The sequence below is a fragment of the Kitasatospora sp. NPDC002551 genome (assembly GCF_040296005.1).
In the GTDB taxonomy this organism is placed as follows: domain Bacteria; phylum Actinomycetota; class Actinomycetes; order Streptomycetales; family Streptomycetaceae; genus Kitasatospora.
The window spans coordinates 30,957-51,183 of the sequence record NZ_JBEOWI010000059.1 but is presented as its reverse complement, the minus strand read 5'-3'; the positions used below and the strand labels follow the sequence as shown (position 1 = coordinate 51,183).

Genomic DNA, 20,227 nt, shown 5'->3' with positions numbered 1-20,227 from the left:
CGCCCCCGCCCCGCCCCCCCCCCCCCCCCCCCGCGGCCCCCCCCCCCCCCCCGCGCGGGGCCCCCGCGGCCGTTGCGGCGACGGGAAACGGCGGGGCGCGGTGTCGGCAGCCTGGTCGGCGGGTTCGGGCCGGTTCTAGCATGGTGCGGGGGCGACGGGGGACGGCGGCACGGCGTGCGGCCCGCACGGCCGGTAGCCGCGAGGGGGCGCCCGCAGAGGGGGAGCGATGAGCAACGACCTGTTCACGACGCTCGACCGGGCCGCCGGCCGCACGGCCGCCGGACCCGGGCTGGACACGCTGGTGGGGGGCCTGCTGACCCAGGTGGCGCGCGGCACCCGGGTGCTGCGGGCGGTGGCCCACCCGCTCGGGTTCTACTGCCTGCCGGTGCTGCGCGACGGCGCGCTCGGCGTCTGCGTGCACGTCTTCGACCCGGTGGTCGCCGCCGGGCAGCGCGAGATCCACTGCCACAGCTGGGAGCTGAAGAGCAGTGTGCTCTACGGGCGGATCGGCAACCTGCGGATCGGGGTGTACGACGAGCCTTCCCGGCCGACCCACCGGGCCTACGAGGTGCGCAGCGACGCCGCCGCCGGGGTGGACGAGGTCCGGCCCACCGCGCGGCTGGTGCGCTGGGAGCCGCTGGAGGAGCAGACCAGCGGGCGCGGCGAGACGTACACCCTGCGGGCGGGGGAGTTCCACGCCACGGTGCTGCCGGACGGCGCGCCCACCGCCACCGTGGTGCTCGGCCGCACCGTGCCGGGGCCGGTGGACGTGGTGCTGGGGCCGGTGGACGGCGGCGCCCGCCGCGTGGTGCGGCGGCTCTGCGACGCGGACCGGACGGCCCGGATCGCCGACGAGGCAGCCAGGAGGATCGGTGGACGGTACGACGGCGGATCCGGCTGAGGAGGCCGGCGGCTACGCGGAGGAGTGCCGGGTCGCGGTGCGCGCCGCCGAGGACGCGGGCGCCCTGCTGCGCTCGCGCTTCCTCGGCGCCTTCCGGGTGGACGCCAAGGGCCCGGACGGCGACGTGGTCACCGAACTCGACCTGCTCGCCGAGGACCTGGTCACCCGGCGGCTGGCCGAGCGGTTCCCCGCCGACCGGATCCGCGCCGAGGAGGGCGGAGACCGCGCCGGCGCGCCCGGTGCCCGCCGCACCTGGCTGGTCGACCCGCTGGACGGCAGCAACAACGTGGTGATCGGCCTGCCCGCCTACGTGGTCGGCATCGCGCTGTGCGTGGACGACGAACCGGTGCTCGGCGTGGTGCACGACCCGGTGGCGGGCCGCACCTGGCGCGCGGTGCGCGGGTCCGGCGCGTACGGCCCGGGCGGGCGGCTGCGGGTGGCCCCGCGCCCGCCCGGCGCCGGCCGGCCGGTGCTCGGCTGGACCCAGGGCCACGCCGTGCCCGCCGGCGACCCGGTGGCGCGGGCCCTCAAGGACGGTCTGGAGAGCGGGGCGCGCCGGGTGCTCCAGCTGTGGGCACCGCTGCTCACCTGGTCGCTGCTGGCCTGCGGGCTGATCGACGGCTTCGTCGGCTACCGGGCGGAGGAGATCGACCTGCCGGCCGGGGGCCTGCTCGCCACCGAGGCGGGCCTGGACGTCCGCGCGCTGGACGGCGGCCCCTTCAGCGCCCGGATCGGCCGGCCGGACACCGCCCGCAGCTATGTCGCGGGCCGCCCCGAGCTGCTGCCGTCCCTGCTGGACCTGGTGGCGGGGGCCACGGGCTGAGGGGTGCCGTCGGACGCCGGGACCGTCACCCGGTCAGCGCGAGCGCCGCCGTCGCCAGGAGGACGCCGCCGACGGCCAGCACCGCGCTGGTCGCGGCGACGCCGCGCAGCGGCACCCGCAGGCCCGCCGACCGGCAGCGCTCGTACCAGAGCAGGGTGGCCAGCGAGGCCCACGGCGTCACCAGCGGGCCGACGTTGGTGCCGATCAGCAGGGCCAGCAGCTGGGTGTGGTTGCCCTCCGGCACCGCCGCCTCGCCGGCCAGGTAGACCGGCAGGTTGTTGAGCAGGTTGGACAGCCCCGCGCCGACCGCGGAGGCCCGGAAGAGGCCGAGGGTGCCGCCGTCCGTGCCGATCGCGTCGGCCAGCAGCCGGTGCAGCCCGTGCGCGTCCACCGTCTGCACCACCAGGAACATGCCGGGCACCATCACCAGCAGCCGCCACGGCACCAGCGAGGTCCGCAGCGCCTCCGGGCGGCGCACCGCGAAGGCCGCCACCACCACGGCCGCGGCCGCGCCCGAGGCCGCCCAGAGCGGGACGACCGCCGCCAGACTGGCGGCCAGGAAGCCGGTGCAGGCCAGCGCGCAGACCCGGAACAGCGTCCGGTCCGCGGGGCGGTGCGCCTGCGGCGGCACGTAGACGTCCGCGCCGCGCCGTCCGCGCCGCCAGTAGAAGCCCCACAGGCAGGCCATGGTGACCAGCAGCGCCGCCAGCTGCGGCGCCCACATGGCGCGGGCCAGGCCGGCGGGGGAGAGCGCGACCCGGTCGGCGGCCAGCAGGTTGGTGAGGTTGGAGACCGGCAGCAGCAGGCTCGCCGTGTTGGCCAGCCAGACCGTGGTCATCGCGAGCGGCAGCGGGGCGATGCCCACCCGGCCGGCCAGCGCCAGCATGACCGGGGTGAGCAGCACGGCGGTGGTGTCCAGGTTGAGCACCGTCGTGGTGAGCGCGGCGAAGGCGACGCAGAGCAGGAACAGCGCGGGATAGCTGCCCCGCCCGGCCCGCGCCACCCAGGCCGCCACCACGTCGAACACGCCGGCGGCGCTGGTGAGTTCCGCGAGCACGATCACCGAGCCGAGGAACGCCAGCAGCGGGGCGATCCGTTGGACGGCCGCTCCGGCGGAGTCGGCCGGCAGGAGACCGGTGGCGAGGAAGAGCAGGCCGCAGGCGAGAAGTCCCGCGGCCAGCAGGTCCAGGGGGTGCAGCCGCTTGACGGCGGGCCAGTACGCGAACACGGAGGTCAGGGTCGCACACGAGGCGTTGCCGGTCGAGGCCGCGGTCCGCACGGAGGGCCGGACTCCGGTCACACGTTCGGCGGACGGCGCCCGAAAACCACCCGGACCCGTTGCGGTGAAAGAGGGTTGAGCATCTCCGGATCGGTCATAAGCTCCTTCCATGGGGGCTCTTGACGCGAGCCCGGGTGGCCCCGGGCCGATCGACTTCTTCATCTCGTACTCGCCTGCCGACGAACGCTGGGCGGCCTGGATCGCCTGGACCCTGGAAGAGGCCGGCTACCGGGCCTTCCTCCAGGCCTGGGACTTCGTGCCCGGCACCAACTTCGTCGACTTCATGGACCGCGGCGTGACCGAGTCCGCCGCCGTCATCGCGCTGCTCTCGCGCAACTACGAACGCTCGCGCTACGGCAGGATGGAGTGGCAGGCGGCGCTGCGCGCCGACCCGGACGCCCCCGAGCGCCGGCTGCTGACCGTCCGCATCGAGGACATCCCGGTGGACGGCCTGCTCGCCACCCTCACCTACATCGACCTCGTCGGCGTCGGCGAGCCCGCCCGCGCCCGCGAGCTGCTGCTCGCCCGGGTCGCCCAGGCGATGGACGGCCGGGCCCGCCCCGAGCTGGTCCCCGGCTACCCGGGCGACGGCCTCCCGGACGGCGCCGTGCAGGCCCGGGGGCCCCTCACCGCGCGGGAGAGCCCCGTCCCCGCCCCGCGCCAGGCCGGCGGCACCGGCCGGTCCGGACGCCGCCGCCCCTCCGTCCAGCCCGAGTACCCGCCCGCCGCCGGGCGCCCCGGCGGCCGCGAGGCGGTCACCGTCCTGCACCTGGCCGGGCCCGCCTTCGGCCAGGGCGCCGACCCGGTCGACCTCCAGGCCGCCATCTGGGGCGACCTCGTCGAACTCGCCGACGCCGGCGCCCCCACGCCCGAACTCGTCGTCGTCACCGGCGACCTCACCGCCACCGGCAGCCCCCGCGAATGCGAGCAGGCGCTCTCCTTCCTCACCGGCATCCGCGCCCTGCTCGGCCTCGAACCGCACCGGGTGGCGCTGCTGCCCGGCGGCCAGGACGTCAGCCAGGCCGCCTCCCGCGCCTACTTCGCCACCTGCGAGGCCGACGAACTGCGCCCCGCCGCGCCGTACTGGCCCAAGTGGCGCCACTACGCCCGGCTGTTCCGGGAGTTCTACCAGGGCCTGGACGTGGTCTTCGACAGCGCCCAGCCCTGGACGCTCTTCCCGGTGCCCGAACTCGGCACCGTCGTCGCCGGGCTCAACTCCTCGATGGCCTGGACCCACCGGCCCGAGGACCGCTACGGCTGGCTCGGCCCCGAACAGGCCGCCTGGTTCGCCCAGGCGCTGCGCCCCTACGAGAACGACGGCTGGCTGCGGATCGGCGCCGTGCGCCACCCGGTCGCCGCCACCGGCCCCGGCCCCCGCTCCGGCAACCTCGCGCCCGCCCGCCCGCGCGGCGACGCCGAACCGCTGCGCGACGGCGACCGCTTCACCCGGCTCACCGCGCCCCGCCTCCACCTGCTGCTGCACGGCCCCGGCGACGGCCGCACCGCCCCGCGCACCCTCACCACCTCGGCCGGCGAACTGCCCGTGCTCGGCGCCGCCGCCCCCGGCGCCCACCAGCTGCTGCGGCTCACCCGCGAGGGCCTCACCCGCTGGCCCGCCCCCACCGCCGAACAGCAGCGGCTCACCGTGCCCTGGCGCCGGGCCCAGCGCGCCTTCCCGGCCCCCGAACCCGCCCCGCAGGCCGGCCCGCCGCAGCTGGACGAGGTCCGCGAACCGGCCGACACCGACCACGAGACCCGCGCGCTCGCCACCCCGGAGGAGGCCCTGCTCGCCCGGGTCGCCGAGGTCTGCCGCACCCGCCACCCGGGCGCCCAGATCCGCCCCGTCGCCGGCACCGCCGGCCAGCTCTTCGTCACCTGGGCCGAGGGCGGCCTGGTCCGCCAGCAGCGGGTCGCCGCCAGCGTCGGCACCCCCACCGAGGAGGAGGTCGAGCGCTTCGCCGAGGCGGTGCACGCCGACGGCGCCACCCTCGACGCCGAACTCGTCCACGACGGCCCGCCGCCCTCGCGCGAACTGCGCGACCGGGCCCGCCGCCGGGGCGTGCGGCTGCGCAGCTTCCTGGAGTTCCAGGGCCTGATCGACCTGCGCGGCCACGTGGCCGCCCAGACCGAACGGCTCGCCACCGACAGCCAGTACCACCCCAACCTCTACCTGCCGCAGCGCTACCGCGACACCGAACGCCCCGGCGCCGAGGAGCGCGACGGCCTGGTCGACGAACTGCTCCGGCTGCTCGACTCCGACCACGGCCGCTTCGTCCTGCTGCTCGGCGACTTCGGCCGCGGCAAGACCTTCGCCCTGCGCGAGCTCGCCCGCCGGCTGCCCGCCGAACTCCCGCACCTGTCCCCGCTGTTCATCGAACTCAGCGCACTGGACAAGGCGCACTCGCTGGACGGCCTGGTCGCCGCCCACCTCACCGAGCACGGCATCGACACCCTCGACCTGCGGGCCTTCCGCTACATGCTCCGGCAGGGCCGCGTCGTGCTGCTCTTCGACGGCTTCGACGAACTCGTCAACCGGGTCAGCTACGAACGCGCCGCCGACCACCTCCAGGTACTGCTCGACGCCGCCGTCGACAACGCCAAGATCGTCGTCACCAGCCGCACCCAGCACTTCAGCTCCCACGAGCAGGTGCTCACCGCGCTCGGCGAACGCGTCGGCCTGCTGCCGCAGCGCCGGCTGATCGCCGTCCAGGACTTCACCCCGCACCAGATCCGCGGCTACCTCGGCAACCGCTACGGCGACCAGGAGGCCGCCGACCGCCGGATGCGCCTGCTGGAGGCCATCCCCGACCTGCTCGCCCTGTGCCGCAACCCCCGCCTGCTCAGCTTCGTCGCCGACCTCGACCACGACCGGCTGCGCGCCGTCGCCGGGGCCGGCCGGGCGCTCAGCGCCGCCGGCCTCTACCAGGAGGTCTTCACCTCCTGGCTGCGGTTCGAGGAGCAGCGCGGCCACGGCGGCCCCGGCGCCGCCCCCGGCCTGCACCTCGACCAGCTCTGGCAGGCCGTCACCCTGCTCGCGCTGCGCCTGTGGGAGAGCGGGCGCAGCTCCATCCCGCTGGACGAGATCGTCGACATCGCCGGCGTGCTCAGCGGCCTCACCGAGAACCGGATGCCCACCCCGCAGGTCGCCCACGCCGTCGGCTCCGGCAGCCTGCTGGTCCGCTCCGACGAGGGCATGTTCCACTTCATCCACAGCTCGGTGGCGGAGTGGCTGGTCGCCCGGGCCGCCGCCGAGGCGCTGCGGCAGGGCGACAGCACCCTGCTCGCCCGCGGCCCGCTCAGCCGCCTCGCCGTCGAGTTCCTCTGCGACCTCGCCGACCACCAGCTCTGCCAGCGCTGGGCCCGCTCCGTCCTGGACGCCTCCGAGGCCACCTCCGACGCGGCCCGGCTCAACGCCGTCAAGGTCCTCGACCGGTTGCGCGTGCCCGCCCACACCGACCTGCGCGGCGCCACCCTGGCCGGCGAGGACCTCTCGCACCGCGACCTGTCCGGCGTCGACCTGTTCGGCGCGGACCTGCGCGGCGCCCGGCTGCTCGGCGCCAACCTCGCCGGCGCCGACCTGCGCGGCGCCCGGCTCGCCGACGCCCGCCTGGACTCCGCCGACCTCAGCGGCGCCGACCTGCGCTTCGCCGACCTGCACGGCGCCCGGCTGATCCGCACCGACCTGCGCGGCGCCCGCCTGCGCGGCAGCCGCTGGCAGCGGGCCGCGCTGATCTCCGCCGTCACCGACGAGGAGGTGCTGGCCGCCCCCGAACTGCGTGCCGCCGCCATAGCCCCCGGCCTGCCCGTCGAGGCCGGCTTCAGCCCCTCCGAGGTCGGGGTCCCCTACGGCTTCGACGTGCGCTCCACCCGGCTGCCCGAACCCGTCGCCTTCAGCCGCGACGGCCACCTGCTCGCGGTCGGCTCCGAGGACGGCAGCGTGCTGGTCTGCGACGCCGTCACCGGCGTCGCCCTGCGCACCCTCAAGGACCACATCGGCCGCGTCTACGTCGTCAAGTTCGCCGGCGACGTGCTCGCCACCGGCAGCGCCGACGGCACCGTACGGCTCTGGGACCCGGTCTCCGGCGAGTGCCGCCACCGCCTGGACGTCCACCCCGGCGGCGTCTGGCCGGTCTCGCTCGCCCCCGACGGCACCCTGGTCGCCACCGGTGACCTCAACGGCGTCGTCACCCTCTGGGACACCGCCACCGGCGAGCCGCTGCACCGCCTGCCCGGCCACGCCGCGCCCGTCTACACCGCCGTGTTCAACCCCGACGGCACCGTGCTGGTCACCGGCGACCAGGGCGGCGGCGCCCGCCTGTGGTCCACCGTCAACGGCCGCCGGCTCGCCGTCCTTCCCGGCCACCGCGGCACCGTCTACCGCTCCGCGTTCAGCCCGGACGGCACCCTGGTGGCCACCGCCGACGGCGGACCGGACGACGGCACCGGCGGCACCGTGCGGATCTGGGAGGTGGCCGGGCGCCGGCTGCGCCACAGCATGCCCGGCCACGCCGGACGGATCTACACCCTCGCCTTCCACCCCGACGGCGACCTGCTCGCCAGCGGCGACACCGAGGGCCAGATCCGGTTCTGGAACCCCCTCGACGGCACCGTCGCCGGCCGGGCCGAGGACTCCACCGGAAAGATCTACCAGGTCACCTTCGACGAGGCCGGCACCCGGTTCGCGGCCAGCGACAGCGACGGCGGGGTCCGGGTCTGGCGGGTCGGCGCCCCCGAGAGCGCGGCCGCCTCGGGCGCCGCCGGGCCGTGCGAGGTGGTGCCGCTGCGCCGCCAGCCGCCCGAGCACCGCGGCTCGGTCTGGGCCTGCCGGTTCCGGCCGGGCTCGGGGCGCGGCGGCGCGGAGAACGACCCGCTGCTCGTCACCGGCGGCAACGACGGCCGGGTCCGGCTCTGGGACCCGGCCAGCGGCCGCAGCCGGCAACTGCTGCGCGGCCACGGCCGGCGGATCGGATCGCTCACCTTCAGCGGCGACGGCACCCTGCTCGCGGCCGGCGGCAACGACGGCGCGATCCGGGTCTGGGACCCGGCCACCGGCCGGCGCCTGCGCGAACTCTCCGGCCGCAGCAGCCGGCTGGTCTCCGCCGTGTTCAGCCCGGAGGAGGCCGTGCTGGCCACCGCCACCAACGACGGCGACCTGTGCCTGTGGAACGCCCGCACCGGCGAGTACCTGCGCGAGATGGACGTCGAGACCGAGCACGTCTGGGCGGAGGCCTTCAGCGCCGACGGCGTCCTCGTCGCCACCGCCAACGACGACGACACCGTCCGCATCTGGTACCGGCGCACCGGCGCCCACCTCACCACGCTGCGCGAGCACCGCGGCCGGGTCCGCTCCATCGCCTTCAGCCCCGACGGGCGGCAGCTGCTCACCGGGTGCGACGACACCACGGTGCGGATCTCCGACATCGCGACCGGCCGGGTCGAGGCCGAACTCGACGGCCACACCGACCGGGTGTACGCCGTCGCGCCGTCCGTGCACAGCGACTGGCTGGCCAGCGCCTCCTGGGACGGCACCGCGCTGATCTGGGCCGACCGCGCCGTCCGCCACCGCCTCACCGGTCACGTCGGCCGGCTGTGGACGGCCGCCGCGCACCCGCACCGCCCGCTGCTCGCCACCGCCGGGGACGACCGCGTGGTCCGGATCTGGGACCCGCTCAGCGGCGCCGAACTGGCCGGCCTGCGCGGCCACACCGGCCGGATCCTCGCCGTCACCTTCAGCCCGGACGGTTCGCTGCTGGCCAGCGGCGGCGAGGACGGCACCGTCCGGCTCTGGCGCGTCCCCGCCGACGGCCGCCCCACCGCCCTCGCCACCCTGCTCGGCGCCCCCGACGGCTGGGCCGCCCTGCTGCCCTCCGGCGCCTACAAGTGCGAGGGCGACGTGGCCGGCGAGTTCTGGCACGCCGTCGGCATGTGCCGCTTCGAACCCGGCGAACTCGACACCCACCTCCCCGGTGTCCACCGCCTCGCCCCGGAGGAGGAGTTGTAGCCGCGGGCGACGGCGAAGGGCCCCGCCGGGCGAACCGGCGGGGCCCTTGGTGGTGCGGGGTCCGTTACTGGTACTGGACGGAGAGGGTGGTTCCGGTGAAGCTCTGCTGGGCGGCGAGGCTGAAGTAGACCCAGCCGGACGGCGGGTTGGTGATGGTCAGCGTCTCGCCGTTGCCGGCGTTGGTGGACTTGGCCAGGGCGTTGGTGGTGGTGGCCCAGTTGGAGCCGCCGTAGTAGAGGTCGGCGTTGCCGGTGCCACCGCTGCTGGTGATGGTCAGCGTCTTGACGCCGGCCGGCAGGTTGATGAAGTGGTAGCTGTAGTTGCCGGTGACGGCGGCCAGGTTGTCACGGCGGCAGTTGTTGTCGAACTGGCGGGTGTCGGGGATGGTGCAGAGCGGGGTGGTCGGGGTGACCGGACCGGTGGGGGCCTCCGGCAGCGGGCCGCAGTCGGTGGCGGCGCACTTGGTCAGCCAGGCGTCGAAGCCGGCGTCGTAGCGGGTGCCGATGGTCTGCTTCAGGATGGTGCGGGCGCCGTTGAAGTCGCCGGCACGGTACTTGGTGAGCACCGCGTCGATGTCGGAGCGGTGCTCCTGGAGCATGTAGCGCACGGCCAGCCAGCCCCAGCGGTAGACCCGGTTGGAGTTCTCGTCGGCGTCGGCGGTCTGGCCGTAGACGGTGTCGAACAGCTCGCTGAGCTTGTAGGTCTTCTTGCCGGCCTCGGTGATCGCGTCGGCGTTGCGCTCGTTGCGGTAGCCGTAGGAGATGTTCTCCGCGATGCCCTCGACCCACCAGATGGTCGGGGTGGTCTGGCTGGCCTCGAAGTCGCCGCCCATGTTGTAGCGGCCGTCGAGGTAGTGGGTGTACTCGTGGTTGAGGTTCCAGATCGAGAACGAGGGCCGCAGCCAGGACGCCTCGTGGGCGATGAAGCGGGCCTGGTTGCCCGCCTTGCTCGGGTCGCCCTCCTCGTACATGCCGCCGTTGTCGACGTCGATGTCGTAGAAGGCCCAGGCGTACAGCGAGTACTGGTCGTAGTCGTCGAAGGCGACGACCTCCAGGTTGGTGTTCACGTCGCCGGGGATGGCGCCCTTGTCACCGATGATCTTGTGGAAGTAGGCGTCCTGGTTGATCAGGCTGGTGCAGGTGGCGTCCAGCTGACCGGGGGACATGTCCTGGGCCTTGATCTTCAGGCCGTCGTTGCAGACCCGCTGGATCGGCAGGATCACCGGCATGAGGCGGGTGCTCAGGTCGCAGATGCCGTAGGCCGCGCAGTTGCCCTTGTCGAACTGGCGGGTGGCCCAGCCCAGGTTCATGGTGATCGGGGCGGTCGGGCCGACGTTCGGGTAGCGGTTGATCAGGTCCTTCAGGACCGGCCGCAGCGCGGGCTTGAGCTCGTCGACCTGCAGGGCGTGGCCGAGGTAGCGGCCGATGTTGCTGACGACGTCCCAGCGGTTCAGCTGCGAGTCGTTGCGGGTGATGAAGCCGGACCAGCTGTTGAGGAGGGAGGGGTCGGCCTTGAGGGCGGCCTTCCAGCCGGCGGCGTCGGTCTTGGACTCGTAGGCGTCCTTGAGGACCCAGTCGAACTCCGACACGGTGTTGGTCATCTGGGTGGGCCAGCTGCCGTTGTAGCTGGAGAGCAGCCACTTGAACACGCCGGCCTCGCGGCCGAGGGTGTCGCTCTGGCCGATCACCTTGACGACCTCGACGAGGAGCGCGCCGTTGGCGTCGGTGACGTCCTTGCCGTGCGCCGAGGCGAAGAAGGCGTCCAGCGCGGCGCCGGTCGCGCCCTTCAGCGTCGGGCCGTAGGCGCCGACCAGGTCCGGGTACTTCCACTGCACGTAGTAGCCGGCGCGCAGGAACAGGACCAGCTGGCCGATGTTGGTGCTGTTGTCGCCCGGGTACGTGGCGGAGGCGTCGCGCAGGGCGTTGGCGACGGTCACCATGTTGGCCTCGCGGAAGGCCTTCACGCTGTCACCGGTGAGGTTGAACAGAGGGTAGGTGCAGTCGACCCGCGGCAGCGCCTTGAGCTGCTGGACCAGCGCGCTGCCCGTGGCGCTGAGCACTCCGGAGAGGTCGGGACAGGGCTCGGCGGCCGCGGCCGAGAAGCCCTTGGCGGCCTTCGCCGGCTGGGTGGCCGGGGCGGCCGGCGGGGCCAGCTCCTCGGCGCTGTCCTGGGCGGAGAGCTTGAAGGGGCTGGTGCTCTTCGCGTCGGGGGACTTGGGCACCGGGATCGACCGCGGCGTCGACGAGGCGGCGCTGCTGCCGGCCGGGGCCGTGGCGGAGCCGGCCGGGGCGGCCTGGCTCTGGGGGGCGAACAGGCCGAGGGCGATGAAGAAGGCGGCACCGAGCGCAGGGAGCCTGCGCGCGTTGGCCGTGGATATCCGGAAGGGACGCATCTGTGGGGGCCTCCGGGGCCGTTCGGGGCCGCGGTATGGGGGGCGCGGCCTCTCGATGTGTGACATGTAAAATGGCACAGGTCACAGTGCGGTGGGAAGACTGGAGATCGAAGAATCGTTCGCCGCAATCGAAACGTTGTCATAGGCCTGACGAATGCGGCCTTTGTCCTGAATTGACCCAGCCTCAACGGCCGGTGCCGATGCCGGCGCCGATGTCGGCGTGGATCTCCGGCGCGACTTGCGGAATATGCAGGAGCCCCTGCTTCGTTCTTGCAACTGATACGCAATAGTGTTGACCCGGCACGATCGTCACCGTTGAACCCGCCGAAAGGGGCCGTGTCCTGATGGGCACCTACTCGCTTCCCGACCTGCCGTACGACTACTCCGCGCTGGAGCGCGCGATGTCCGCGGAAATCCTGGAGCTGCACCACTCCAAGCACCACGCCGCGTACGTCAAGGGCGCCAACGACACCCTGGAGCAGCTGGCCGAGGCGCGTGACAAGGAGCAGTTCGGCGGTCTGGTCGGCCTTCAGAAGACCTTCGCCTTCCACCTCTCCGGCCACGTGCTGCACTCGCTGTTCTGGCAGAACCTCTCCCCGGAGGGCGGCGACCGCCCCGAGGGCGAGCTGGCCGACGCCATCACCGAGCACTTCGGCAGCTTCGAGGCGTTCAAGAAGCAGCTGACCAACGCCACCACCGGCGTGCAGGGCTCGGGCTGGGGCATCCTCTCCTGGGAGCCGCTGGCCGGCCGCCTGATCGTCGAGCAGGTCTACGACCACCACGGCAACGTCGGCCAGGGCACCACCCCGCTGCTGGCCTTCGACGCCTGGGAGCACGCCTACTACCTGCAGTACCGCAACGTCCGCCCGGACTACGTCACCCGCCTGTGGGACGTCGTCAACTGGCAGGACGTCTCGGCCCGCTTCACGGCGGCGAAGAGCGCCTGACCCCGCTGGTTCTGGGGTGAGCCGCCCGCAAACACCTGACCCAGGGCAGGGCAGGTAACGAAGGGCCCCCGAACGGTGCGAACCGTCCGGGGGCCCTTCCGTGCACGTCAGGCAGACCCCTTGCCGTCGATCTCGTCCAGGAACGTGACCTCGAACGATTCGAGGCACCGGCCGCGCTCGGCCAGGAACCGGCGGACATGGGGCTGCCGCTCGTGCTCCTCGAACGCCTCGCGGTCCGCGTACAGCTCGTAGAAGACCCGGATCCGCGGCTCGTCCGGCACGGCGTGATTGACGTAGACGAGAGTCCCGGGCTCCTTGGCGCGGATCCCTTCGAGTGCTTCCCGTGCCAGTTCGTCGAAGGCGTGAGCGGCTGTCGCATCACGGGCCACGAACCGTACAACGAGGCCGAATCCCATGCTCCTCCCCTTCCTCGATCGCTCAGCGCCGGGCCCCGGCGGGCCAGAGCACCTGGACGGGAACACCCAGCCGCCGTGCGTGGGCGACGACGTCCGCCGTCCCGCCGAAGCCCCGGGCGGGCAGTCCGTCCCAGACGGCGATCAGCCGGTCGACCTGGCCGACGAGCAGCTCGCTCCCGGCCATGTGCGCGGCCTCGTCCGACTCCACCCGGCCGGTGCGGTGCTCCTCGGAGGCGTCCCGGAGGAGACGGTCGTAGACCGGGTGGTGCCACTCCGGCAGGCCCTCGCGGTACCGCTGGGCGGGGACGACCACTTCGAGCCGGGCACCCCGGTCGAGCGCGAGCTCGGCGATCCACGCATCCGGCCCGTCCGCGATACAGGACACGACGGTGAGTTCGGACGTGTCTTCGCCCGCCAGCGAGTCGGCCAGCAGCTGTCGGACCTTCTGCTCCAGCTCGGCGTCCAGCCCCCGGTGCCCCGTGATCCCGATCCGCATCGTGCTCCTTCCTAGAGGTGTACGCCGTGCAGCCGCTCGTCGAATTCACGAACGGCCTTGGACGGCGAGGACGTGCTGAACGATCTCCGCAGGGAACGGCCTCTTTCGACGATCCGTCCCGAGCGGTACTGGAGGCCGATCTCCAGGGCTTGGCCGCCGAGCGCGAACGCCGCCTCGACCCGCCCCGCGGCCAGGTGGCCCGCCGCCACATCCATGAACAGCAGCGCCCGCTGTTTCGCGTGACCGGTGGCGGCCGGGGAGCGGACGCCCTCAGACGTCCATGTGGCGAGCCCCAACTTGGCGCCGCAGTTGACACGGACCGCGGCGATCTTGGATTCGTCGAAGGTGAACACCGTCCAGCCTCCGGTACGAGGTCGTGGCGAGCCGGAGCCTGTCTGCGGCTCGGTCTCGTCCATGACGTGGTCGACGACGGCGAGAACGGGCGCGGCGACGGCGATCGCCGCCGCCGCGCCCAGGAACTGACGCCTTTCCACGTTCTCGCCTCCCTTCGTCGTCCGCGTCGGCGGGCCGGCCAGGCCCAGCACGGCCGGCGGGATCTCCAGATGTCGTGAGATCCGCAGCAGGACGTCCATGGCGTACGGTCCGCTGCCGCGCTTCTCCAGCCGGGAGACGGCCGACTGCGACAGTCCGCACGCCGCACCCAACTGCAGTTGGGTCAGCCGCCGGTGGATTCGAGCCAGTTCGACGACCTTGCCGTAGTTCCCGGTCCGGGACGCTTCCCGGACCACGACCGAGTTCCAGTTCACCAGCCCACCCGAAGCTACGGGCCCACCCGGGGCCGGCGACGCGCTCCGATGCGGCGCCCGCATACGCGTATGCGGGCGCCGCATCATCGATCGTCCCATACACGTGACCACTTGTTGACTGTCGGTGACAGGCCGCTCTGTTTGACGTGCGGCCTCGCACCGGCAGCATTCCTGCCCCGTCCACGTGGAGGCGTTCATGGTGGTCAGCCCGCTCAGCAGTGCCCGGTTCCCGGTTCCGCTGGAATGGGGGATGCCGCCGGCACCGGAGGCGTTGCCGGCGGCGCGGTGGCTGGTGGGGGCGATCGTGCGGGAGTGGGGTGTGCCGCTCTCGGGCGACGTGTTCAAGGACTTGGAGCTGTGTGCCAGTGAGGTGATCGCCAATGCGCTGCTGCACACCGGGGACCTTGTGCCGTGACCGTGCTGCGGCGGCCGGGGCGACTGAGAGTCGAGGTGACTGACCGGTGCCCCGTGCTCCCGAGGCGGGAGCGCGGGGCCGAAGAAACGGGCGGGCGTGGGCTGTTGCTCGTGGAGGCGCTGGCCGTTGCGTGGGGCTGGTACCCCGAAGGCCCGGGGAAGGTGGTCTGGTTCGAGGTCCCCGAGCAGGACGAAGCGCCGTGCCCCACGCATGGGTGGGGCACGGCGCTCGGCCTCGTGCTCAGCTCGCCGGTGGCGTGCTGAAGGCGTCCAGGATTCTGTCCGCCGCCAGGGTGGCAGTCATCGTGCCCTCGCGCACCCGCCGTTCCAGCTCCGGGACCAGCCGCCCCACCTCGGGGTGGGCGTGCAGCCGGGCCAGCAGCTGGTCGTGCACCATCGCCCAGGTCCACTCCACCTGCTGGTCGCGCCGCTTGGCGGCCAGCGCGCCGGTCGCGTCCAGCACCTTGCGGTGCTGCTGGAGCCGCTCCCAGACGGTGTCCAGACCGCTGCCGTCACGCCCCGAGCAGGTCAGCACCGGCGGCGTCCACGGCGCGTCCGGGGCCTGGAGCAGCCGCAGCGCGCCCGCGAGCTCCCGGGCCGCGCCCTTGGCGTCGGTCTCGTGCGGACCGTCCGCCTTGTTGACCGCGATGACGTCGGCGAGCTCCAGCACGCCCTTCTTGATGCCCTGCAGCTGGTCGCCGGTGCGGGCCAGCGACAGCAGCAGGAAGGAGTCCACCATGCCGGCCACCGTGGTCTCCGACTGGCCGACGCCGACCGTCTCCACCAGCACCACGTCGTAGCCCGCCGCCTCCATCACCAGCATCGACTCCCGGGTGGCCTTGGCCACCCCGCCGAGCGTGCCGGAGGTGGGGGAGGGGCGCACGAAGGCGTGCGGGTCGACGGCCAGGCGCTCCATCCGGGTCTTGTCGCCCAGGATCGAGCCGCCGGTGCGGCTGGACGTCGGGTCGACGGCCAGCACCGCGACCTTGTGCCCGAGCCCGGTGAGCATGGTGCCGAAGGCGTCGATGAAGGTCGACTTGCCGACCCCGGGCACCCCCGTGATGCCCACCCGCACCGCCCCGCCCGCGTGCGGCAGCAGCATCGTCAGCAGCTGCTGCGCCAGCGCGCGGTGGTCCGGCCGGATGGACTCGACGAGGGTGATGGCCCGCGCGATGTACGCGCGCGAGCCCTCCCGCACACCCGTCGCGTAGCTGTCGAGGTCGATCGTCCGGGGCGCCATCCGCTCAGCGCCTCAGAGCTCGTGGCCGAGGTCGGCGGCGAGCGACTTCAGCAGGTCGTAGGCGGCCTCCGGGATCACCGTGCCGGGCGGGAAGACCGCCGCGGCGCCCGCCTCGTACAGCGCGTCGAAGTCCTGCGGGGGGATCACCCCGCCGACCACGATGGTGATGTCCTCGCGGCCGGCCGCGGCCAGTTCGGCGCGCAGCGCCGGCACCAGGGTGAGGTGGCCGGCCGCCAGCGAGGAGACGCCGACGATGTGCACGTCCGCCTCGACGGCCTGGCGGGCCACCTCGGCCGGAGTCTGGAACAGCGGGCCGACGTCCACCGTGAAGCCGAGGTCGGCGAAGGCGGTGGCGATCACCTTCTGGCCCCGGTCGTGGCCGTCCTGGCCCATCTTGGCGACCAGGATGCGCGGGCGGCGGCCCTCGGCCTGCTCGAACCGCTCGACCAGGTCCCGGGTGCGCTGCAGGGGGGCCGACGGGCCCGCTTCGTCTCGGTACACACCCGAGATGGTACGGATCTGGCCGGAGTGCCGGCCGTACACCTTCTCCAGGGCGTCCGAGATCTCGCCGACGGTGGCCTTGGCGCGGGCCGCGTTCACCGCCAGGTGCAGCAGGTTGCCGTCCAGCGAACCGCCGCGCTGCGGACCGGCCTCGGCGGCCCGGGTCAGCGCCTCCAGCGCGGAGCGGGTGGCGGCCTCGTCGCGCTCCTCGCGCAGCCGGCGCAGCTTCTCGATCTGGCGGGCGCGCACCGCGGAGTTGTCGACCTTGAGCACCTCGATCTGCTCGTCGCTCTCCACCCGGTACTTGTTGACGCCGATCACCGGCTGGCGGCCGGAGTCGATCCGCGCCTGGGTGCGGGCGGCGGCCTCCTCGACGCGCAGCTTGGGAATGCCCGCGTCGATCGCCTTGGCCATGCCGCCGGCCGCCTCGACCTCCTGGATGTGCTGCCAGGCGCGGTTGGCCAGGTCGTTCGTCAGCTTCTCGACGTACGCCGAGCCGCCCCACGGGTCGATGACCCGGCAGGTGCCGGACTCCTGCTGGAGCAGCAGCTGGGTGTTGCGGGCGATCCGGGCGGAGAAGTCGGTCGGCAGCGCCAGCGCCTCGTCCAGCGCGTTGGTGTGCAGCGACTGGGTGTGGCCCTGGGTGGCGGCCATCGCCTCCACACAGGTGCGGGTGACGTTGTTGAAGACGTCCTGGGCGGTGAGCGACCAGCCCGAGGTCTGCGAATGGGTGCGCAGCGACAGCGACTTGGCGTTCTTCGGGTCGAACTGCTTGACCAGCTTGGCCCAGAGCAGGCGGGCCGCGCGCAGCTTGGCGACCTCCATGAAGAAGTTCATGCCGATCGCCCAGAAGAACGACAGGCGCGGCGCGAACGCGTCCACGTCGAGACCGACGTCCAGGCCGGCCCGCAGGTACTCCACGCCGTCGGCCAGGGTGTAGGCCAGCTCCAGGTCGGCGGTGGCCCCGGCCTCCTGGATGTGGTAGCCGGAGATGGAGATCGAGTTGTACCGGGGCATCTTCTGCGAGGTGTACGCGAAGATGTCCGAGATGATCCGCATCGACGGCTGCGGCGGGTAGATGTAGGTGTTGCGGACCATGAACTCCTTGAGGATGTCGTTCTGGATGGTCCCGGCCAGCTTCTCGGGCGGTACGCCCTGCTCCTCGGCCGCCACGATGTACAGCGCGAGGACGGGCAGCACCGCGCCGTTCATCGTCATCGACACCGACATCCGGTCCAGCGGGATGCCGTCGAACAGCTGGCGCATGTCGTAGATCGAGTCGATCGCCACGCCCGCCATGCCGACGTCGCCGGTGACGCGCGGGTGGTCGCTGTCGTAGCCGCGGTGGGTCGGCAGGTCGAAGGCGACCGACAGGCCCTTCTGGCCGGCGGCCAGGTTGCGGCGGTAGAAGGCGTTGGACTCCTCGGCGGTGGAGAAGCCGGCGTACTGGCGCACCGTCCACGGCTGGTTGACGTACATCGTCGGGTACGGGCCGCGCAGGTAGGGGGCGATGCCCGGGTAGGTGCCCAGGAAGTCCAGGCCCGCGAGGTCCTCCGGGGTGTACAGCGGCTTGACGCCGATGCCCTCGGGGGTGTCCCAGAGCTGCTCCTCGACGTCCTTGCCGGTGGCCTGCCGCCAGGCGGCGCGCCACTGGCCGTCGGTGACGTCGGCGGGGGAGTCCCCGTCCAGCCCGATCGAGGTGAAGTCGGGGATCATCGGGCCACTCCGATCGCGTCGGGCGCGTCGACCGGCGCGGGCGCGCCGGGCCGGTCGGGCAGGTCGGGCAGGTCGGGCAGGTCGAGCAGGGAAGTCAGGACGGCGACCGCGTCGCCGCCCGCGAACACGAACCCGTCCACGCCCGCCGGCGGCGTCGCGCCCGGCCGGCCGGCCAGCAGCACCCGGCTGGCACCGGCCGCCCGGAGCGCGGCGGCGACCGCCTCGGCGTGCTCGCCGTACAGCGCGTCGCTGGAGCAGAGGCAGGCCACCGCGGCGCCGCTCGCGGCGAACGCCCCGGCGAAGGCCGCCGGGTCGGTGCCCTCGTGCGCGGTGGTGGCGATGCCGCCGGCCTGGAACAGGTTGGCGGCGAAGGTGGTGCGCGCGGTGTGCGCGGCGGCGGTGCCGATCGACGCCAGGAACAGCCGCGGCCGGGCGCCGGTGGCCGCGAGCCGCGCGTCCGAGCGGTCGCGCAGCGCCTCGAAGGCCTCGGCGCGGCGCACCGTCGGCAGCCCGCCGCCCGGAGCGGCCGGGGCCGGCTCGCGGACCAGCGCCTGCTCGCCGAGGTTCGGGAACTCGCTGACGCCGGTGACCGGTTCGCGCCGCTTGGCGAGCCGCACCGAGCGCTCCGCCCAGGTCGCGGCGATCCGCTCGCCGACCAGGCCCGACTCCAGCGCGGCGCGCTGGCCGCCGGCCCGCTCGATCTCCTGGAACCACGCCCAGGCGGCGTGCGCCAGTTCGTCGGTCAGCCGCTCCACGTACCAGGAGCCGCCGGCCGGGTCGACCACCCGGGCCAGGTGCGACTCCTCCAGCAGGATCGCCTGGGTGTTGCGGGCGATCCGGCGGGCGAAGGCGTCCGGCAGGCCGAGCGCCGCGTCGAACGGCAGCACGGTCACCGCGTCCGCCCCGCCGACCCCGGCGGCCAGGCAGGCGATCGTGGTGCGGAGCATGTTCACCCACGGGTCGCGGGCGGTCATCATCACCGCGGAGGTGACGGCGTGCTGACGCTGCGCCGAGGCGGCCGGGGAGGCGCCGCAGGCCTCGGCCACCCGGGCCCACAGGCGGCGCGCGGCACGGAACTTGGCGATCGTCAGGAACTGGTCGGCGTCCGCGGCGTAGCGGAACTCCAGCTGGCCGAGCGCGGCGTCCACCGACAGCCCGGCGTCGGTCAGCGCGCGCAGGTAGGCGACGCCGGTGGCCAGCGAGGCGCCCAGCTCCTGCGCGGGCGAGGCGCCCGCCTCGTGGTACGGCAGCGCGTCGACGGCCAGCGCCCGCAGGCCGGGGAAGCCCTCGGCGCAGCGGGTGGCGAGCGCGGCGGCCCCGGCGAGCAGCGCGTCGGTGCGCGCGGCGTCGCCGGTGCGGGCCTGCAGGCCCAGCGGGTCGGCGCCCAGGGCGCCGGCGGCGGAGCCCGGGGAGACCTCGCGCTCCTGGTACAGCTCGAACAACCGGTCGGCGGCCTCGGGGAATTCGGCGCCCGCGTCGAGCACCACCCCGGCCAGGTCCAGGTAGACGCCGGTGAGCGCCTCGCCCAGGGCGGTGACCGGCAGGCCGGCGCCGCCCAGCTGCAGCCAGAGCGAGCCGCCGCCGTGCTCCAGGTCGGCCAGCACCGCCTCGTTGGTGCGCCGGGGATCGGGGTCGCCGTGCCGCTGGCGGACGTCCCAGCCCGCGACCGAGGCGCCCTGCGGGCGGGCGCCGCGGACGAACGGCGGGAAGCCGGGGAAGCCCGGGCCGGCCGGGGCGTCCTCGGCGGTGTACAGCGGGCGGGCGCGCAGCCCGTCCTGGAGCGCGGTGCTGAGCGCGTGCTCGGCCGCGGCGCCGTCCTCGGGCTGCGCCCCCGACTTGCGGAGCACACCCTCGACGAGGGTCTGCCACTGCTCGCGGTGGGCGGCCGGGAACTCGGCGGCCAGGGGAAGCCCTTCGGGCGGGACCGTCATGCCCCGCAGGTTAGCGCCCGTTCGCGGCGGTGCAGGAGAGGCGGAGGGTGTGACCTTGCCCTCGCTCTGCACTCTGTTGCACTACCGGTGCCGGGCGGGGGCTGCGGGGTGGGTGCGCGGTGGCTGTGGCGTGGCTGTGGCGTGGCCCGGAAGTGGTCGCGGGGTGGTCGCACAGTGGATGCGGCGTGGTCGTGCGATGGGCGGCTTGCGGAACGGCGGGCATCATCTATTAACTTACTTCGTAGAACGCGGGCGGAGGGTGACGCTCCCCCCGGAATCGCCCCTGCCCGCGTTCCCTCCCCCGCTCCCCCGCTCCGCCGTGCCCCGCCGTGCCCCGCCGTGTCCCGTCCCGCCCCGTTCCACCGTGTCCCGTCCTGTCCCGTCCTGCCCCGAGGAGTCAGCC

At 73.9% G+C, this 20,227-nt stretch carries 13 protein-coding genes; 5 read left to right on the top strand and 8 right to left on the bottom strand.

What is annotated here, in order from left to right; all coding sequences use genetic code 11:
- The first annotated feature begins 226 nt into the window (after nt 1-226).
- Together ABT093_RS33865 and ABT093_RS33860 are read left to right on the top strand one after the other, a co-directional pair.
- The gene (locus ABT093_RS33865) at nt 227-901 is read left to right on the top strand and encodes a hypothetical protein (RefSeq protein WP_350570892.1); all 675 of its coding nucleotides are present in this window, start codon (nt 227-229) and stop codon (nt 899-901) included.
- Nucleotides 873-1,724: an inositol monophosphatase family protein gene (locus ABT093_RS33860; RefSeq protein ID WP_350570890.1), complete on the top strand. Its 852-nt coding sequence runs from the start codon at nt 873-875 to the stop codon at nt 1,722-1,724. Before ABT093_RS33865 ends, ABT093_RS33860 begins: the two co-directional genes overlap by 29 nt.
- A 25-nt stretch (nt 1,725-1,749) precedes the next feature.
- On the opposite strand, the gene ABT093_RS33855 is transcribed toward ABT093_RS33860, so the two are convergent.
- Nucleotides 1,750-2,952 (bottom strand): ArsB/NhaD family transporter, encoded by a 1,203-nt coding sequence (locus ABT093_RS33855; RefSeq protein WP_350570888.1) that lies wholly within the window; start codon nt 2,950-2,952, stop codon nt 1,750-1,752.
- 160 nt (nt 2,953-3,112) lie between these two features.
- On the opposite strand from ABT093_RS33855, the gene ABT093_RS33850 reads away from it, so the two are divergent.
- Nucleotides 3,113-9,004, top strand: a complete 5,892-nt coding sequence (locus ABT093_RS33850; protein WP_350570887.1) for a WD40 domain-containing protein — start codon at nt 3,113-3,115, stop codon at nt 9,002-9,004.
- 64 nt (nt 9,005-9,068) lie between these two features.
- Here ABT093_RS33850 and ABT093_RS33845 read toward each other — a convergent pair whose 3' ends face one another.
- Entirely contained in the window at nt 9,069-11,396 is a 2,328-nt protein-coding gene (locus ABT093_RS33845; protein WP_350570885.1) for a M9 family metallopeptidase, read from the bottom strand.
- 344 nt (nt 11,397-11,740) lie between these two features.
- Here ABT093_RS33845 and ABT093_RS33840 point away from each other — a divergent pair, with 344 nt between their 5' ends.
- Entirely contained in the window at nt 11,741-12,343 is a 603-nt protein-coding gene (locus tag ABT093_RS33840; protein WP_350570883.1) for a superoxide dismutase, read from the top strand.
- Between the two features lie 107 nt (nt 12,344-12,450).
- On the opposite strand, the gene ABT093_RS33835 is transcribed toward ABT093_RS33840, so the two are convergent.
- From ABT093_RS33835 to ABT093_RS33825, 3 genes are read right to left on the bottom strand one after another with little or no spacing between them, the layout of a single operon-like run.
- The gene (locus ABT093_RS33835; RefSeq protein WP_350570882.1) at nt 12,451-12,759 is read right to left on the bottom strand and encodes a putative quinol monooxygenase; all 309 of its coding nucleotides are present in this window, start codon (nt 12,757-12,759) and stop codon (nt 12,451-12,453) included.
- A 22-nt stretch (nt 12,760-12,781) separates the two neighbouring features.
- Complete coding sequence (locus tag ABT093_RS33830; protein WP_350570881.1) at nt 12,782-13,255, bottom strand: hypothetical protein; 474 nt, start codon at nt 13,253-13,255, stop codon at nt 12,782-12,784.
- Nucleotides 13,256-13,266: 11 nt separating this feature from the next.
- Nucleotides 13,267-14,022, bottom strand: coding sequence for a helix-turn-helix domain-containing protein (locus ABT093_RS33825; RefSeq protein WP_350570880.1), 756 nt, complete (start codon nt 14,020-14,022; stop codon nt 13,267-13,269).
- Nucleotides 14,023-14,218: 196 nt separating this feature from the next.
- Here ABT093_RS33825 and ABT093_RS33820 point away from each other — a divergent pair, with 196 nt between their 5' ends.
- Nucleotides 14,219-14,437, top strand: a complete 219-nt coding sequence (locus tag ABT093_RS33820) for a hypothetical protein (protein ID WP_350570878.1) — start codon at nt 14,219-14,221, stop codon at nt 14,435-14,437.
- A 240-nt stretch (nt 14,438-14,677) separates the two neighbouring features.
- On the opposite strand, the gene meaB is transcribed toward ABT093_RS33820, so the two are convergent.
- Genes meaB through ABT093_RS33805 form a run of 3 tightly spaced genes read right to left on the bottom strand, consistent with a single transcriptional unit; the run spans nt 14,678 to nt 19,824 of the window.
- Entirely contained in the window at nt 14,678-15,676 is a 999-nt protein-coding gene (meaB, locus tag ABT093_RS33815) for a methylmalonyl Co-A mutase-associated GTPase MeaB (protein ID WP_350570876.1), read from the bottom strand.
- A gap of 12 nt (nt 15,677-15,688) precedes the next feature.
- Nucleotides 15,689-17,893 (bottom strand): methylmalonyl-CoA mutase, encoded by a 2,205-nt coding sequence (gene scpA / locus ABT093_RS33810; protein WP_350570874.1) that lies wholly within the window; start codon nt 17,891-17,893, stop codon nt 15,689-15,691.
- Entirely contained in the window at nt 17,890-19,824 is a 1,935-nt protein-coding gene (locus tag ABT093_RS33805; RefSeq protein ID WP_350570873.1) for a methylmalonyl-CoA mutase subunit beta, read from the bottom strand. Before ABT093_RS33805 ends, scpA begins: the two co-directional genes overlap by 4 nt.
- Nucleotides 19,825-20,227 lie beyond the last annotated feature (403 nt).